Source organism: Allorhizobium borbori (assembly GCF_014196535.1).
GTDB classification, from domain to species: domain Bacteria; phylum Pseudomonadota; class Alphaproteobacteria; order Rhizobiales; family Rhizobiaceae; genus Ectorhizobium; species Ectorhizobium borbori.
On sequence record NZ_JACIDU010000004.1, the window covers coordinates 1 to 17,334 of the forward strand.

The window sequence follows — 17,334 nt, forward strand, 5'->3', positions numbered from 1 at the left end:
CGGAGAAGGATGGCCGTCCTCTCCGGCGCTTCTTTATCTCATGAAGAAGCACGGAAATCATAAGACAAGCATTTCCAGCCGAAGCATGCTCGCTTCGGCGTCGGACAATGCGGAGAAAACAAAAGGATAGAGCATTTCCGGTGACCCGTGATTACCAGAAATACTCTGGCGCCTGCGCGGCAAACGCCGCTCTCCCGACGCCGGATCAAACCGGTGTTGGCCGACAATAAAGCACACAGCCGGAACATTCCAGAGCTGCCTGATATCGATTTTGGAATTGCTTTAATGGCGGAGAGGATGGGATTCGAACCCACGATACGCTTTTGACGTATACTCCCTTAGCAGGGGAGCGCCTTCGACCACTCGGCCACCTCTCCGGTGCGGCCTGATTATGTGAGTTTGCGTTGGCGATCAAGCGTAAATTCGGGGAACGGATGCTTTTCCAGATTTTCCCGCAGCGATTCTCCGGGCGCAGACGCGTGAGACATATTCATAGGGTGAGCTGGGGGCCACCGACGCTGAACGGCTGACTTCGCAGCTGCGTGGAGCGACCGTACTGTACTCGGCAAGCCTGCGAAACCGTGCCCTGCCGGGACCTGGATCGCAAAAAGATGCTGTATATCATGTTGCGACGCACACGGTTTCCCTTCGTCAAGTTATTGTCACAAAAGGACTTTTAAGCACTTGTTAATAAGTTGGGCCGTCGCCCGCATTTTGTGCTGAATTTGCAACAGTGGGAATTGAAGCGCTACTAGGGATCGTGGAAAGCGAACGATTTGGGATTGCGCCTTGTCTCCGCATTCGTATCTTCAACCCCGGAAGCGAGGCGGTGGATCGTCCAACTTCTGAAAAACCTTTTGGGGATGGGGCAGGGAATGCTGTCCTTCAGCTAAGAACCCAACCCTTTGTGAAACTTGACTGGAGGTCAACAATGAACATCAAGAGCCTTCTCATTGGCTCCGTGGCTGCTCTGGCAGCCGTTTCCGGCGCTCAGGCTGCAGACGCTATCGTCGCTGCTGAACCGGAAGCTGTGGAATACGTTCGCGTTTGCGACGCTTTCGGCACCGGCTTCTTCTACATCCCGGGCACCGAAACCTGCCTCAAGATCGGCGGCTATGTTCGCGTTCAGTTGGATGTTGGTAAGGGCACGTCGGAATTCTCTGACTATGACCTCTTCGCTCGTGCACGTCTGAACGTTGATGCCCGCAACGATACTGAGCTCGGCACGCTGACGAGCTTCATTCAGTTCCGTGCCAACGCTTCGAAGAAGCGCGGCGCTGACTTCGATGAGGCCAACTACTTTGAACTTGAGCAGGGCTACATTGATCTGGCCGGCGTTCGCGTTGGTAAGTTCTACAGCTGGTGGGACGATGGCATTGCCGGTGAAACCGACGTGCTCGGTACCGACACGCTGTTCGCTTCGGCTCGTTATGTCTACTCGGCTGACGCTTTCTCGGCTGGCCTTTCGGTTGACGAGCTGACCTACACGACCCGTGATGCCAACGTCGGCATTGCAGGCATGATCTCCGGCGCTTTCGGTCCGGTCAAGGCAACCGTCATCGGTGGTTATGACACCGACAACGAAGCTGGCGCAGTCCGTGGCATCATCACGGCTGAAGTCGGTCCGGGTAGCTTCGAACTGGCTGGTGTATACGCCAGCGACCCGAACGCTTACTACCGCGAATCGGAGTGGGCTGTTGCTGGTGCCTACGCTTTCAAGGCTACCGACAAGCTGACGATCACCCCGGCCGCTCAGTACTTCGGTGATTACAAGTTCTCCAACGACGACGCTTGGAAGGTTGGTCTGACGGCTGAGTACAAGATCGTTTCCGGTCTGACGGCTCTCGCCACGGTCAACTACCTCGATATCGACAATGGCGACGATACGACCTCTGGCTTCCTGCGTCTGCAGCGCAACTTCTAATTCGATCTGATCGAATTGCGAAAAGCCCGGCCTTGGCCGGGCTTTTTGTGTTTAAATATGAGGTCGGGCGTCGTTCGAAGGCTTCCGGGTATTATCAGGCGCGCACATTACAGTCCGATCGAAGAGCGTTCTGGACCAGGGGGCAATTGGCAGAATCGTTCGCTTGTAGCGAAATGGCGCATTTTTTCGCTCATATGAAGCTTTGACCGGGCGGTCGTACTACGGTCAGACCTGTTGATTTCCTTAACAAAATCTAAATTTTTGCCATCTCTGCGACGGAAATGTGTCTCTCATGCAACACGCTCTCATGATGACGATCGGTGAGTTCAGGAAAAACGCTGGCCGGCATTGCGCATAATCAGTCTGGCTGTATCTTGGGAATCATGAAGCGAGGCGGTGGATCGTCCGTCTTCAGAGTAGCGGGTTCGTCGGGGTCAATCCCAAGAGGTCCCCGAATCCTTGTTAAACTTGACTGGAGGTCAACAATGAACATCAAGAGCCTTCTCATCGGCTCCGCGGCTGCTCTGGCCGCTGTTTCTGGCGCACAGGCTGCCGACGCTATCGTTGCTGCTGAACCGGAAGCTGTGGAATACGTTCGCGTTTGCGACGCTTTCGGCACGGGCTTCTTCTACATCCCGGGCACCGAAACCTGCCTCAAGATCGGTGGCTACGTTCGTGTTCAGCTCGATATCGGTCGTGGTACGTCTGAATTCTCCGACTACGACGTGTTTGCTCGCGGCCGTCTGAACATCGACGCCCGTAACGACACTGAACTCGGCACGCTCACGAGCTTTATTCAGTTCCGTGCGAATGCTTCGAAGAACCGTGATGGTGTCTACGACGAAGCTAACTACTTCGAACTTGAACAGGCCTACATCGATCTGGCTGGCGTTCGCGTTGGTAAGTTCTACAGCTGGTGGGATGACGATCTGCTCGGCGAAACCGACGAACTGTCCACCAACTCGCTGTTTGCTTCGGCTCGTTACGTGTATTCGACCGACGCTTTCACCGCTGGCCTGTCGGTTGACGAACTCCCGACCACCCACGATGCAAACGTAGGTATTGCTGGTTACCTCGCTGGCGCCTTCGGCCCGGTCAAGGCTAACCTGCTTGGTGCCTATGATACCGACGCTGAAGAATTCGCTGTTCGCGGTATTGTTTCTGCCGACGTTGGTCCGGGCACCTTCGAACTGGCCGCTGCCTACGCTTCCGGCGACAACGCTTACTATGCAGTGTCTGAGTGGACCGTTGCTGCCGACTACGCCTTCAAGGCTACCGACAAGCTCACGATCACCCCGGCTGCCCAGTACTTCTGGGATTACAACCTGGTGTCCGGTAACGACGCCTGGAAGGTTGGTCTGACGGCTGAATATCAGATTGTTTCCGGTCTGACGGCTCTTGCCACGGTCAACTACATCGACTTCGACAAGGGTGGCGACGATACGTCTGGCTTCCTGCGTCTGCAGCGCAACTTCTAATTCGATCTGATCGAATTGCGGAAAGCCCGGCTTCGGTCGGGCTTTTCTGCGTTTGAGCACCTGTCCAGAGACACCTTGCATCGAAGCGACGACGCTTGGCGTCGACCACCTTGAACGGTCTTCGGGGGAGGAGTGCAAGCTCATACGCCAACCGGTGGCGCGGCGTGTACGGACGTTAAGCGCGTCGCGATCTTTCAGATTCGCTCCCACGCTTTATATTCTTGATTTTTCGCATGTCGTTGGCGCAAGACTGCAGCACACTTTAGCGCCCGAAGCGCAGGTCTTTCTCGATGTCGGCGGTTTGGCCGAGGCGAACCTTGTAGACCTGATAGTTCTCCATCACGCGCTGAACGTAGTTGCGCGTTTCCTGGAACGGAATTCGCTCGATCCAGTCCACCACATCGTCAATCGGTTTGCCGCGTGGGTCGCCGTAGCGCGACAGCCAGTCGGGAACACGGCCGGGACCGGCATTGTAGGCGACGAAGGTGAGAATATAGGAGCCGTTGAAGGCGTCGATCTGTTCGCCGAGATAATGCGCACCGATCGTTGCGTTATAGCCGGGGTCGGTTGTCAGCTTGGCGGGGGCAAAGGCAATGCCATGGCGCGCGGCCACCATCTTGGCGGTACCGGGCAAGATCTGAAGCAGTCCCTGCGCATTTGCGGAGGAAACAGCCGAAGGATTGAACGCGCTTTCCTGGCGGGCGATCGAGTAGGCGAGGGCCTTGCCGGAGCCTGCGATATTGGCGGAAGCGGGGATTACCCCGACCGGGAAAGCGAGCGCCGGGACGTCGATACCCCGTCCATAGGCAACCTTGCCGATTTGCAGCGAAAGCTGGTGGTTGCCGGCGCGTTCAGCCTGGGATGCGAGGATGGCGAGTTCGCCGGGGCTTGTGAGTTCAGCAGCAAGGCTGTGATAAAGCAGCACAGCACGATTGGCATGGCCGGCCGCTGTCAGGCGCTCTATGGCGCGAACGGCTTCGCGATTGTTGAAGCGAGCCCGGTCCTCTGTCGTAACGGTGGGATAGGCGATGGTGAGGCGTGACTGCTTCAGGCGCGCGCCAGCCAGTTGCCCGTAAAACGTGCTCGAATGCTGGGCGGCCTTCGCATAGAACTCCTCCGCTTTGCCCTTTGCTCCCGCATCCGCCGCACGGCCGAGCCAATACCATGCGCGCGATGCCGAAAGCGGGCGGGCCGAGGCGGTAAGTATCCGGCGAAAGTGGGTTGCCGCCAGCTCCGGCTTCTGCAGCGCGCGCAGCGCATACCACCCGGCGTGAAATTCGGCCTCTGCGACATCGACGGCACTCGCTGCCGAATGGTTGGCGGCGATGTCGTAGGCGGCCTGAAACTTTCCGGCATCGAGCAACCCGCGGCTGATGATCCGCTCCTCGATCCACCACTCACCGGGATTGACGAGGTCTGCCTTGTCGCGCGGTGCCTGCGTGAGCAGCGCGGCGGCGGCCTCGAACTTATCCTGTTGTTGCAGGCGCTTGATGCGGGCAAAGAGCAGGCCAGGATCGTTCTTCCAGCGCGCGTCGACGGCGGCGATCAGGCTGTCGGCCTTGGGTGAACGCTGGATAACGGCGGCGCGGGCAGCATGAAGCGATTGCGCTTTGCCGAGTACACCGAAGCGTTTCGCCTGGGCTGCCTGGCCGAGATAGAGCAGATAGTCCATCCGCGCCTTGTGCGTTTCGGCGGAGATCAGGTTGGGGAAAGCGTTGAGAACGAGGTCTTCTCCCGCCACGTCCAGCCGGTTGGTGGTCCAGAACCGCGCCAACATGCGGGTGGCGTCGGTCTGCTTGCCGTTTTCGGAAAGCGCCCGGGCAAGAACCGCTGCGCCTTCCGCCGTTTCCGGCGGATCGTCGCGAAGCTGCGCCAGAACCACCGCTGTCGGCGCGTTTTCGCGGTAAAGCGCCTGTTCCAGATAGCGCCGGAGATTGGAAAGGCCGGGCCAGCCCTGAAGCTCCTGCCGCGCCTCGATGATCTCGCGAGAAGGCACCTGCGACTGGCCCGAGACGGCGATGGCCCAGGTCAGGATGTGCCGGTCGAGCGTGTTGGGGTCCATCGCGTCGCGAATAGCAAGCGCCTGCAATGCCTGACGCGTGGCCAGTGCATCGAGTGCCGTCTTGAGTTGCGGGTTGACGGTCGTCGACGTGACCATGGGGCGGGGAATAGCGCCGGTGATATTGCCACGGTCGGGTGTAACCTCGGCCTTCTCGACGGGCGCAGCAACGCTGACGCTGGCCGAGGCGGACAACGCTGTGCCGGTGCCTGCAAGAAGCGCACCCGTAACGATGATGCCCGTAACGCGATCGCGCATGGCTTAATTCCGTATCAGACCCTTATCATTCCATTAACGGAGCTTATTGTTAACAGAATACTATCAAAAGGCTGAAAATTCCGGCCTTTCTGTGATTTAGCACGGAGTTGGCGTCGGCTCTTCGCTTGAAGCGGAAGGCGACGCGATTTAAGGTGCGCCAGTTTTAACGCCGAATGCGGTCGAGACCTTCACGTCCCGGCCAAGGAGTATTGCATGTTCAAGGGATCCATTCCCGCCCTGATCACTCCGTTCACTGAAGCGGGCGCTGTCGATGAAGATGCTTTCGTCAGCCATGTCGAATGGCAGATTGCCGAAGGCAGCCACGGCCTCGTTCCGGTCGGCACGACGGGTGAATCGCCGACGCTTTCGCATGACGAGCACAAGCGCGTCATTGAACTGTGCGTCGAGGCGGCGAAAAAACGGGTTCCGGTCATAGCGGGTGCAGGCTCCAACAATACGGTGGAAGCGATCGATTTCGCCCTTCACGCCGAAAAGGCCGGCGCGGATGCGCTGCTCGTGGTGACGCCCTATTACAACAAGCCGACCCAGAAGGGTCTTTACGCGCATTTCGCCGCGATTGCCGAAGCATCGACGCTGCCGATCATCATCTATAATATCCCGCCGCGCTCGGTGGTGGATATGTCGCCGGAAACGATGGGTGCGCTTGCCAAGGCTTACAAGAATATCGTTGGCGTCAAGGATGCGACGGGCAAGATCGAGCGCGTTTCCGATCAGCGCATCACCTGCGGCAAGGATTTCATCCAGCTTTCGGGCGAGGATGGCACGGCGCTCGGGCACTATGCCCATGGCGGTGTCGGCTGTATTTCGGTCACGGCCAATGTCGCGCCGCGTCTCTGTGCGGAGTTCCAGAATGCACTGGCGGCTGGCGATTATGCCAAGGCGCTGGAGTATCAGGATCGACTGATGCCGTTGCACAAGGCGATCTTTCTGGAGCCAGGTGTCTGCGGCGCGAAATACGGTCTGTCGCGCATTGGCCGCAAGGTCACGCGCACGGTGCGTTCGCCGCTCATGACGGCACTGGAACCGGCAACGGAAAGCGCAATGGATGCCGCGCTTATCCATGCGGGCCTCCTGAACTGAGGCTTCACGCGGGGCCAAACCGCACTATATAAGAGAAAAGTTGCGCCTTCCCGCATCAGGGAGGGCGCTTTTATGAAACGGAAATGGTCATGGCCCCCAAAGGCAGTCAGCGCGTCGTCAAGAAAATCGTGGCGGAAAACCGCAAGGCGCGCTTCAACTACGAAATCGTCGATACCTATGAAGCGGGCCTCGTTCTCATGGGCACGGAGGTCAAGTCCCTGCGCGAGGGCAAGGCCAATATCGCCGAATCCTATGCCTCGGATGAGGATGGCGAACTGTGGCTGATTAATTCCTACCTGCCGGAATATCTGCAGGCCAACCGCTTCAACCACGAGCCGCGCCGTCGCCGCAAGCTGTTGATGTCCAAGCGCGAAATCAACCGCCTGCGCGTCGCCATCAGCCGTGAAGGTATGACGCTCATCCCGCTGAAGATCTATTTCAACGATCAGGGCCGCGCCAAGATGGAGCTTGCTCTCGGCAAGGGCAAGAAGTTGCACGACAAACGTGAGACTGAAAAGGCCCGCGACTGGAACCGCGAAAAATCCCGCCTCATGAAAAACAGGGGGTGAGGAGCGGTTGGACCGTCAGGTCTAAGCAATCGATCCAGTGAATCGATTGCAGCGACGAACGCCCGGAGCGTGAGCGCAGGGCCGGCAGAGCGGTTGCCGCGCGGGGTCGGGGAAGAAACAAAAGGAAGCAGCATGTCGAAACTGAAGATTACCGCCGGCGCCTATTCTTTTATCGCGAAGATGGAAGAAGAGCGCGCACCGGAAACCTGCAGGGCCTTCCGTCGTTTTCTGCCATTTTCCAATCAGGTCATCCATTCGCGCTGGAGCGGCGAGGCGGTCTGGGTGCCGCTCGGCGAATTCGATTTCGGCGTGGGCTTCGAGAATCACACCTGCCATCCGTCGCGGGGGGATATTCTGCTTTATCCCGGCGGCCACAGCGAAACCGAACTTCTCTTTGCCTATGGTTCCTCCTCTTTCGCGTCCAAGATGGGCGCGCTCGCCGGCAACCATTTTCTCACCGTGATCGACGGCATGGAAAGCCTTGAAGCCATGGGCAAGACGGTGCTGTGGAAGGGCGCGCAGCCGGTGATATTCGAGGCGCTGGACTGATCGTTAGTCGGTCAAGGCATCTTGCCGGCTCGCGATCCCTCGCATAGGTTGGTGTCGGGTATCTGCGACCCGGTACGCACCGCCGTGCCAACTTTTGATACGGAAAGCATGGTTCACGGCACCGACCGGAAGACGCACTGCTTGTCCGCAACCGGCAACTCATATGAACGACATTTCCGATCACGGCGTCCGCTTTGGGCGCATTGCGCCTATGATTCCAGTCAAGGATATCGGCAAGGCGCATGATTTCTACACGACCGTCCTGGGTTTCAGGAAGGTGTTCGAGAATGGCTCTCCCGTCGGGTTCATGATCTTGAAGCGCGATGCGGGGGAATTGCATCTGACCTTGCAGCCCGACCATAAGGCAACCCGTTTCAATCTAGCGCATCTGATGGTCGATAATGCCGATGCGCTTTATGCTGTCTGCGAGCGGCACGGCATACGCATCATAAAGCGCCTTCAGGACAAGGATTACGGTCTCAGAGCCTTTGTTTTCGAAGATCCCGACGGCAACCGTATCGACGTTGGTCAGGCGATCTGAACCTCCCGCCTTTTTGCCAGCCCTCTCTTCACGGGAGGGCTGGTGAAGGTTTGCAGGCGTGGGTTTCAGCCTTAATCGTCAGCCGGTTCCGCCGCCCGCACCGGGCGCTCGGAGGCATCACGGCCGATTTCCGCCTTGAGTGTGGAGAGGTCGATGAAGTGGTCGGCCTGGCGGCGCAGGTCGTCGGCAATCATCGGCGGCTGGGTGGCCATGGTAGAGACGACCGAAACCTTGCGGCCTTTGCGCTGAAGGGCTTCCACCAGGGTGGTGAAATCGCCGTCGCCGGAAAAGATCACGAGATGATCGACGGTTTCGGACTGTTCCATCGCATCGATGGCCAGTTCGATGTCCATGTTGCCCTTGATCTTGCGGCGTCCCATGCTGTCGGTGAATTCCTTCGCTGGCTTGGTCACGACCTTGTAGCCGTTGTAGTCCAGCCAGTCGATCAGCGGGCGGATGGAGGAGTATTCCTGATCCTCGATCAGCGCCGTATAATAATAGGCGCGCAACAGATAGCCGCGCTTCTGGAAGGCTTTCAGAAGCTTGCGATAATCAATGTCGAAGCCGATGCTTTTGGATGCTGCGTAAAGATTGGCGCCATCGATAAACAGCGCGATTTTTTCCCTTGGGTCGAACATGGCGTTTTTATCCTTATTATTTGAAATGACGAAACTTCGGAAAGGGTAGGTCATTCGAAAATGGTGACAGCTCTCCTCCAAGTCTGCCCATGTCGGCGGATTTAGGGCAGTTCTCCGTGCTTTCCAAGCATGCACAGGTTGATAAGAAAAATAATCCCATTTTTAGGGTTTCTGGTGGCGCAATGGTCAGGAAGTGAGGAAAAACTTGAATTCGCCGCGTTTTGAATGTATCGGCCTCAGTTAATTCCAGGAAATTCAGACCGCAAAGGACTGGCTATGGCCCGCGTCACCGTTGAAGATTGCATTGACAAAGTCGATAACCGCTTCGAGCTTGTGCTGCTCGCCGGTCATCGCGCCCGCCAGATCTCCCAGGGTGCGCAGATCACGGTTGATCGCGACAACGACAAGAACCCGGTAGTCGCCCTTCGCGAAATCGCCGACGAAACGCTTTCGCCCGACGACCTCAAGGAAGACCTGATCCACTCGCTGCAGAAGCATGTGGAAGTGGACGAGCCGGAACACGATCCGTCGAGCCTCATTTCCGCCGGCGGTGTTGCGGCTGCAAGCGATAGCGAGGAAGACGAACTGCCGGAAACGCTGACCTTCGACCAGATGTCGGAAGAAGAGCTTCTCGCCGGCATCGAAGGTCTCGTGCCGCCGGAAAAGAGCGACGACTACTGATTTTCGTCTATTGCCCCGAAACGGTGCGTTTCGGGGCAATTTTCGTCTTTCCGGTTCGCAAAATGACCGGAGGCGCCAAGTCTTGCCTGGAACTGGGCCAAATTCTTCTTTCGTAAGCGATTTTCGGCTTGCCAGCCTGCGTTCGCAGCGGCACTTTGCAAGGTGACATGATTTGATGTGCGTCAGCCCTTCGCTGGCGCCCTTTTTCTTTGCGGAGAGCCCGAGGGAATGATGCGGCAATACGAACTCGTCGAGCGGGTTCAGAAATACAAGCCAGATGCGAACGAAGCCCTTCTGAACAAAGCCTATGTCTATGCCATGCAGAAGCATGGCCAGCAGAAACGGGCCAGCGGCGATCCCTATATTTCGCATCCGCTTGAAGTTGCCGCCATTCTCACCGAACTGCACATGGACGAATCGACCATCGCGGTCGCGCTTCTCCACGATACCATCGAGGATACGACGGCCACCCGCGCCGAGATCGATGAACTGTTCGGCGAGGAAATCGGCCGGCTGGTCGAGGGCCTGACCAAGATCAAGAAGCTCGACCTTGTGTCGAAAAAGGCCAAGCAGGCCGAAAACCTGCGCAAGCTTCTGCTCGCCATTTCGGATGATGTCCGCGTCCTGCTTGTCAAGCTGGCCGACCGCCTGCACAACATGCGCACCATGGAGCATATGCCGGCCGATAAGCGTGCCCGCATTTCCGAGGAGACCATGGATATCTATGCGCCGCTGGCCGGCCGCATGGGTATGCAGGACATGCGCGAGGAACTGGAGGAACTGTCCTTCCAGCATCTGAACCCCGATGCCTACCAGACGGTGACGAAGCGCCTGCGCGAGTTGTCCGAACGCAACGAAGGCCTCATTCACAAGATCGAGGACGAATTGCGCGATCTGCTGGTCGCCAACGGCCTGCTGGGCACCGAGGTCAAGGGACGCCAGAAGAAGGCCTATTCGGTCTTCCGCAAGATGCAGTCGAAGTCACTCTCCTTCGAACAGCTTTCGGACGTCTACGGTTTCCGCATTCTCGTGAACAAGCTGGAAGAGTGCTATCGCGCACTCGGCATCGTTCACACCCGCTGGCGCGTCGTGCCGGGCCGCTTCAAGGACTACATCTCGACGCCAAAGCAGAACGATTACCGCTCGCTGCACACCACCATCGTCGGCCCGTCGCGCCAGCGTATCGAACTGCAGATCCGCACCTTCCAGATGCACGAGATCGCGGAATTCGGCATCGCGGCGCATACGCTCTACAAGGATGGCGAAAACACCGGTGGCGGCGATGATGTTCTTTCGCGCGAATCCAACGCCTATTCCTGGTTGCGCCACACCATCGAGGCGCTGGCCGATGGTGATAATGCCGAGGAGTTTCTGGAGCACACCAAGCTCGAACTGTTCCAGGATCAGGTCTTCTGCTTCACGCCCAAAGGCAAGCTGATTGCTCTGCCGCGTGGCGCGACCCCCATCGATTTCGCCTATGCGGTGCACACCAATGTCGGCGATACCTGCGTCGGCGCAAAGATCAACGGCCGTATGATGCCGCTTGTCACGCGGCTCGCCAATGGCGACGAGGTGGAGATCATCCGCTCCGGCGTGCAGGTGCCGCCGGCCGCGTGGGAAGAGATCGTCGTGACCGGCAAGGCCCGCGCCGCCATCCGCCGCGCCACGCGTCTGGCCATCCGCAAGCAGTATTCAGGTCTTGGTCACCGCATTCTGGAGCGCACCTTCGAGCGCACGGGCAAGGTCTTTTCGCGCGATGCGCTGAAGCCGGTGCTGCACCGTCTGGGCCACAAGGAAGTGGAGGATGCGGTTGCCGCCGTCGGTCGTGGCGAACTCTCCTCGCTCGATGTGCTGCGCGCCGTCTATCCCGATTTCAAGGACGAACGCGTCACCGTGAAGCAGTCGAGCGACGATGGCTGGTTCAACGTCCGTTCGGCCTCCGGCATGGTGTTCCGCATTCCCGACAAGGGCAAGGCCGGCGAAACCATTGCCGCGCCGACGGAGGAGGGACCGGATGGTCCCGAGCCCGTGCCGATCCGCGGTCTTTCCGCCAGCGTGCAGGTGCAGTTCGCGCCGTCGGGTGCCGTGCCGGGCGATCGCATCATCGGCATCGTTGAAAAAGAAAACATCATCACCATCTATCCGATCCAGGCCGCTGCGCTCCAGAAGTTCGACAACGAACCCGAACGCTGGATCGACGTGCGCTGGGATCTGGACGGAGGAAACAAGGCCCGCTTTTCCGCCCGTATCCTGATCAACGCGATCAACGAGCCCGGCGCGCTGGCCGTCATCTCGCGGATCATCGCCGATCTCGACGTCAACATCCGCACACTTTCCATGGTGCGTGTGGCCACCGACTTCACGGAGATGGCCGTGGACGTGGAGGTCTGGGATCTGCGCCAGCTTGGCCAGCTCATTTCCCGGCTGAAGGAACAGGATTGCGTTTCGACGATCAAGCGGGTTTACGACTGACGGCCTGTCCTCAGGCCCAAAGGAGAATGGCATGATCATCGGCATCGGCAGCGATCTCATCGACATCCGCCGCGTCGAGCAGTCGCTCGAACGTTTCGGCGAGCGTTTCGTCAAGCGCTGCTTCACCGAAATCGAGCAGGCAAAGTCCGAGCGCCGCAAGAACCGTGCGGCCTCCTATGCCAAGCGTTTCGCCGCCAAGGAGGCCTGCTCCAAGGCGCTGGGCACGGGCCTTGCGAACGGCGTGTTCTGGAAGGACATGGGCGTCGTCAACCTGCCCGGCGGCAAGCCCACCATGGTGCTGACCGGCGGTGCGGCGGAAAAGCTGGCCGAACTGATGCCGGCGGGCCACGAGGCCTTCATTCATCTGACAATCACCGATGAACACCCTTATGCTCAGGCTTTCGTGATCATAGAGGCCCGTCCGCTTGCCGCCGGGCCCGTGAAGGGCTAGAGAAGTCCGGAAAACGCCGTTACCGTCGCGTCCATTGGGCGCACGATGTCCAGGTGCCAGAACTATAGGAATGGAACCCCCGTGTCCGATAAAACCGAACCAAAGCAGACCGCGTTGTGGGAAAACATCAAGGTCGTCATTCAGGCGCTCTTGCTGGCCATGGTCATCCGCACGGTCCTCTTCCAGCCGTTCACCATCCCCTCCGGCTCGATGATGCCGACGCTGCTGGTCGGTGACTATCTCTTCGTCAACAAGTTCTCCTACGGCTATTCTAAATATTCGCTGCCGTTCTCGCCGAACCTGTTTTCGGGCCGCATCTTCGCCTCCGAGCCGGCGCGCGGCGATATCGTCGTCTTCCGCCTGCCGTCCGACACCAGCATCGACTACATCAAGCGTGTCGTCGGCCTGCCGGGTGATCGTATCCAGGTGACGAATGGCGTGTTGTTCATCAACGGCAAGCCGGTTCCGAAGGTCGAGGACGGCAAGTTCACCTCCGATTACGGCCAGGAGCCGGGCTCTGACATCCCGGTTTACCGCGAGACGATGGACAATGGCGTGACCTATGACACGCTGGATCAGTCGCCGGTTTCGCTGGGCGACAACACCCGCGAGTTCATCGTGCCGGAAGGCCACTACTTCATGATGGGCGACAACCGTGACAACTCGCTCGACAGCCGCTTCACCGTCGGTTTCGTGCCGGCCGAAAACCTCATCGGCAAGGCAAGCGTCATCTTCTTCTCGCTGGGTAACGACACCTCGTTCCGCGAAGTCTGGAAGTGGCCGACCAACATGCGTTGGGACCGCCTGTTCAAGAGCGTCCAATGAGCAAGAAGAAGTCCTTCCTGACGGAAAACCGGGGCCGTCTCGAGACGGCCATCGGTCACAGTTTCACGGACTGGGGGCGCGTCGAACGGGCGCTCACCCATTCCAGTGCGCTGAATGGTCGTGAAGGCAATTATGAGCGACTTGAATTTCTGGGCGACCGGGTGCTGGGCCTCTGCGTTGCCGAGCTTCTCTTCCGCAGCTATCGCGCCGCCAGTGAAGGCGAGCTTTCGGTGCGCCTCAACCAGCTTGTAAGCGCCCAGACCTGTGCCGCCGTTTCCGACGAGATGGAGTTGCATCTCTTCATCCGCACCGGCGCTGATGTGCAGAAGCTGACGGGCAAACGCATGATGAATGTGCGCGCTGACGTGGTGGAAAGCCTGATTGCCGCGATCTATCTCGATGGCGGCCTGGAGGCCGCCCGCAAGTTCATTCAGCGTTACTGGGAAAAGCGCGCGATCGGTTCTGCCGAACTGCGCCGCGATGCCAAGACCGAATTGCAGGAATGGGCGCACGCAAAATTCGCGGTAACGCCGAGCTATCGCATTGACGACCGCTCCGGTCCGGATCACGATCCCCGCTTCACCGTGACGGTGGAAGTGCAGGGGGTTGCGCCGGAAACCGGTTCGGACCGATCCCGCCGCGCCGCCGAACAGGTCGCGGCCACACGTATGCTGGAGCGCGAAGGCGTCTGGCAAAAACAGAATTCCGACAAGTGAAGGTAATATGACCGGACAGGAAGAGGATTTCACCGCCGAGAGCGGTGCAGACGGTGCATCGCCGGTGGAGGCAGGCCCGACCCATTCGGGTTTTGTGGCGCTGATCGGCCCGACGAATGCGGGCAAGTCGACGCTGCTCAACCGTCTGGTGGGCGCCAAGGTGTCCATCGTCAGCCATAAGGTGCAGACGACGCGCGCCGTTGTGCGCGGCATTGCCATCCATAACAACGCCCAGATCGTGTTCATGGATACGCCCGGTATCTTCAAGCCCCGACGCAGGCTCGATCGCGCCATGGTGACGTCGGCCTGGGGTGGGGCGAAGGACGCCGATTTCGTCATGCTGCTGATCGACAGCGAGCGCGGGCTGCGCGGCGATGCCGAGGCCATTCTGGAAGGCCTGAAAGAGGTTCACCAGCCGAAGATCCTCGTCCTGAACAAGATCGACCGCGTGCAGCACGAGCAATTGCTGAAGCTTGCTTCCGATGCCAACGCCGTGGTGCCCTTCGAGCGGACCTTCATGATCTCGGCCACGACCGGTTCCGGCTGCGATGACCTTATGAATTATCTGGCCGGCACGCTGCCGGAAGGTCCGTGGTATTATCCGGAAGACCAGATTTCCGACTTGCCGATGCGCCAGCTTGCTGCGGAAATCACCCGCGAAAAGGTGTTTTTGCGCCTGCATCAGGAACTTCCCTATGCCTCGCATGTCGAGACGGAAAAGTGGGAGGAGCGCAAGGACGGCTCGGTTCGCATCGAACAGGTCATCTATGTCCAGCGCGACAGCCAGAAGAAGATCGCACTCGGCAAGAACGGTGAAACGATCAAGGCGATTTCCACGGCATCCCGCAAGGAATTGTCGGAAATCCTCGAACAGCCGGTGCATCTCTTCCTCTTCGTGAAGGTGCGCGAAAACTGGGGCGACGATCCCGAGCGCTTCCGCGAAATGGGCCTCGAATTCCCCCGGGAATGACAGAACGGGGCGGATGCGGTAAGTTCGAATCGAACTTCCGGAGCGTTTGACCCTATGGAATGGCAGGATGAGGCAATCGTGCTTGGCGTGCGCCGGCACGGCGAGACGAGTGTGGTCGCCGAACTGATGACGCGCCGCCATGGCCGCCACATGGGCCTCGTCCGTTCCGGGCGCTCGCGCGCCATGCAGCCGGTGCTGCAACCCGGCAACGCCGTCGATGCCACCTGGCGGGCGAGGCTTTCCGAACATCTCGGCGATTTCCGTCTGGAGCCGACGCGACTGCGCGCCGCCGGTCTGATGGAAAAGGCGCTTTCCGTCTATGGCGTGCAGGCGCTTGCCGCCCTCCTGCGGCTGTTGCCGGAGCGCGATCCGCATCCCCATCTCTATGAGGGGCTGAGCGTCGTTCTCGATCACTTGAGCGAACCGGCGGTGGCGGGCGAACTGTTCGTGCGCTTTGAACTCGCGGTGCTCAACGATCTCGGCTTCGGGCTCGACCTCACCGAATGCGCTGCGACCGGCGGGCGGGACGAACTGGTCTATGTCTCGCCGAAATCGGGCCGCGCCGTCTGCCGGGCGGCCGGCGAACCCTATGCGCCACGGCTTCTGGCTTTGCCGGACTTCCTGAACGGTGCCCAGAACGAGGTCCGCCCCGCCACGGGTGCGGCGCTCGCAGATGCCTTCCGTCTGACAGGCTTCTTCCTCACCCGAAACGTTTACGAGCCGCGCGGGGCGACCGGCGGCTCGGTGAGGGACAGTTTCATTCAGGCCGTGCTGAAGGGCTGTGATGCCGCCGGGGCCTCTGCCGCGGCGGAATAATCACGTGGTCTGGGGTGTCAGCCGCGCCACGCCGGTTTCACGGATCGGCAGGTGCACGAGGCCGGCCGCAATGCCCAGCAGGACGCCGAACCACCAAACCAGATCATAGGAGCCCAGGCGGTCATAGAGCACGCCGCCCATGTAGACGCCAAGGAACGAGCCTACCTGATGCGACAGGAAGACGAGGCCACCGAGCAGGCCGAGATGGCGCGTGCCGAACATGATGGCGACGAGCGCGTTTGTCGGCGGTACGGTGGAGAGCCATAAGACGCCCATGACGGCAGAGAAGATCACGACGGAGGTCGGGTTCTGCGGCAGAAGCAGGAAGGCCGTGACGGCAATGGAACGCCCGAAATAGATCCAGGCGAGAATCCAGCGCTTGGAATAGCGCTGGCCGAGATAGCCGGCGCCGAGCGAGCCGATGATGTTGAAGAAGCCGATCAGCGCCATGGCGATCACCGGCCAGGGGGCCAGCATGCCGAGATCGTTGAGGTAGGCCGGGAAATGCGCGGTGATGAAGGCCACCTGAAAGCCGCAGACAAAAAAGCCCATGGTCAACAGCACATAGCTTTTGTGACCATAGGCCTCCACCAGCGCCTGGCGGGCGGTCTGCTCGCTATGGGCCATCTTCTGCGAGCCGGATTGCGCGTTGCCCCGCAGCGGCCAGGCGAGCACCGGAATGAGCAGCGTCATGAAGCCGATCCACACCAAACCGTCCGACCAGCCGACCTCGGCGATCAGAGCCTGCGAGATCGGCGCGAACAGGAACATGCCGGCGGAACCGGCGGCGGTGCCGATACCAAAGGCAAAGGACCGCTGCTCCGGCGTCACATTGCGCGCAAAGGCCGAGAGGATGATGCCGAAGGAGCCGGCAGCGACACCAAGCCCGACCAGCACGCCGCCGCCGGCATAGAGCGTGGCAGGCGAGTGGCCGAGCGCCATCAGCGTAAGGCCGGCGGCATAGAACAGGCCCGACATGACGAGCACGCGGCCCGTGCCGTATTTGTCGGCCACCGCGCCGAACAGCGGTTGTCCGAGCCCCCAGGCAAGGTTCTGGAGTGCCATGGCCAGCCCGAAAGTGGCGCGGTCCCAGCCGGTATCGGTGAGCAGCGGAATCTGGAAGAAGCCCATGGCCGAACGCGGCCCGATGGACAGGATGGCGATCAATGAGCCGCTGATGATGATCAGCCACGGCAGGGATGGGCGCTGGGCGGGCGACATGAGGATTCCTCCGATTTTAGAAAAGCATTACCGGCGGAGACCCATTCCGGAAAGCGATTTTTCCT

The 17,334-nt window shown here is 59.6% G+C and carries 16 protein-coding genes and 1 tRNA gene; 13 read left to right on the forward strand and 4 right to left on the reverse strand.

Features of this window, described 5'->3' with window-relative positions; translation table 11 throughout:
• Positions 1–286: 286 nt before the first annotated feature.
• A tRNA-Ser gene (locus GGQ66_RS05725) sits at positions 287–377 on the reverse strand.
• 554 nt (positions 378–931) lie between these two features.
• Here GGQ66_RS05725 and GGQ66_RS05730 point away from each other — a divergent pair.
• Together GGQ66_RS05730 and GGQ66_RS05735 are read left to right on the forward strand one after the other, a co-directional pair.
• The gene (locus GGQ66_RS05730) at positions 932–1,924 is read left to right on the forward strand and encodes a porin (RefSeq protein WP_183790372.1); all 993 of its coding nucleotides are present in this window, start codon (positions 932–934) and stop codon (positions 1,922–1,924) included.
• 485 nt (positions 1,925–2,409) lie between these two features.
• A complete protein-coding gene (locus tag GGQ66_RS05735) occupies positions 2,410–3,402 on the forward strand; it encodes a porin (protein WP_183790374.1) in 993 nt (330 codons plus the stop codon).
• A gap of 262 nt (positions 3,403–3,664) precedes the next feature.
• Here the strand turns inward: GGQ66_RS05735 and GGQ66_RS05740 are convergent, their stop codons facing one another.
• Positions 3,665–5,719, reverse strand: a complete 2,055-nt coding sequence (locus GGQ66_RS05740; protein WP_183790375.1) for a lytic transglycosylase domain-containing protein — start codon at positions 5,717–5,719, stop codon at positions 3,665–3,667.
• A gap of 213 nt (positions 5,720–5,932) precedes the next feature.
• On the opposite strand from GGQ66_RS05740, the gene dapA reads away from it, so the two are divergent.
• The 4 genes from dapA (at position 5,933) to GGQ66_RS05760 (ending at position 8,479) form a co-directional block, all read left to right on the forward strand.
• Complete coding sequence (dapA, locus tag GGQ66_RS05745) at positions 5,933–6,820, forward strand: 4-hydroxy-tetrahydrodipicolinate synthase (protein ID WP_183790376.1); 888 nt, start codon at positions 5,933–5,935, stop codon at positions 6,818–6,820.
• 89 nt (positions 6,821–6,909) lie between these two features.
• Positions 6,910–7,389: an SsrA-binding protein SmpB gene (gene smpB / locus GGQ66_RS05750; protein WP_183790379.1), complete on the forward strand. Its 480-nt coding sequence runs from the start codon at positions 6,910–6,912 to the stop codon at positions 7,387–7,389.
• A gap of 132 nt (positions 7,390–7,521) precedes the next feature.
• Positions 7,522–7,938, forward strand: a complete 417-nt coding sequence (locus GGQ66_RS05755; protein WP_183790380.1) for a DUF3830 family protein — start codon at positions 7,522–7,524, stop codon at positions 7,936–7,938.
• 163 nt (positions 7,939–8,101) lie between these two features.
• Positions 8,102–8,479, forward strand: coding sequence for a VOC family protein (locus GGQ66_RS05760; protein WP_183790381.1), 378 nt, complete (start codon positions 8,102–8,104; stop codon positions 8,477–8,479).
• 71 nt (positions 8,480–8,550) lie between these two features.
• On the opposite strand, the gene GGQ66_RS05765 is transcribed toward GGQ66_RS05760, so the two are convergent.
• Positions 8,551–9,117, reverse strand: a complete 567-nt coding sequence (locus tag GGQ66_RS05765) for a LabA-like NYN domain-containing protein (RefSeq protein ID WP_183790382.1) — start codon at positions 9,115–9,117, stop codon at positions 8,551–8,553.
• A gap of 276 nt (positions 9,118–9,393) precedes the next feature.
• On the opposite strand from GGQ66_RS05765, the gene rpoZ reads away from it, so the two are divergent.
• The 7 genes from rpoZ to recO all read left to right on the forward strand — a co-directional run bounded on the left by rpoZ (position 9,394) and on the right by recO (position 16,048).
• The gene (gene rpoZ / locus GGQ66_RS05770) at positions 9,394–9,798 is read left to right on the forward strand and encodes a DNA-directed RNA polymerase subunit omega (RefSeq protein ID WP_183790384.1); all 405 of its coding nucleotides are present in this window, start codon (positions 9,394–9,396) and stop codon (positions 9,796–9,798) included.
• A 228-nt stretch (positions 9,799–10,026) separates the two neighbouring features.
• Entirely contained in the window at positions 10,027–12,270 is a 2,244-nt protein-coding gene (locus tag GGQ66_RS05775) for a RelA/SpoT family protein (protein WP_183790386.1), read from the forward strand.
• A 31-nt stretch (positions 12,271–12,301) separates the two neighbouring features.
• Positions 12,302–12,721, forward strand: coding sequence for a holo-ACP synthase (gene acpS / locus GGQ66_RS05780; RefSeq protein WP_183790388.1), 420 nt, complete (start codon positions 12,302–12,304; stop codon positions 12,719–12,721).
• Between the two features lie 81 nt (positions 12,722–12,802).
• Positions 12,803–13,546, forward strand: a complete 744-nt coding sequence (lepB, locus tag GGQ66_RS05785; RefSeq protein ID WP_183790390.1) for a signal peptidase I — start codon at positions 12,803–12,805, stop codon at positions 13,544–13,546.
• Positions 13,543–14,262: a ribonuclease III gene (gene rnc, locus GGQ66_RS05790; protein ID WP_183790392.1), complete on the forward strand. Its 720-nt coding sequence runs from the start codon at positions 13,543–13,545 to the stop codon at positions 14,260–14,262. Before lepB ends, rnc begins: the two co-directional genes overlap by 4 nt.
• Before the next feature lie 7 nt (positions 14,263–14,269).
• A complete protein-coding gene (gene era / locus GGQ66_RS05795) occupies positions 14,270–15,232 on the forward strand; it encodes a GTPase Era (RefSeq protein WP_183790395.1) in 963 nt (320 codons plus the stop codon).
• 54 nt (positions 15,233–15,286) lie between these two features.
• Entirely contained in the window at positions 15,287–16,048 is a 762-nt protein-coding gene (gene recO, locus GGQ66_RS05800) for a DNA repair protein RecO (RefSeq protein ID WP_183790397.1), read from the forward strand.
• Here the strand turns inward: recO and GGQ66_RS05805 are convergent, their stop codons facing one another.
• Positions 16,049–17,269: an MFS transporter gene (locus GGQ66_RS05805; RefSeq protein ID WP_183790399.1), complete on the reverse strand. Its 1,221-nt coding sequence runs from the start codon at positions 17,267–17,269 to the stop codon at positions 16,049–16,051.
• Positions 17,270–17,334: the final 65 nt, after the last annotated feature.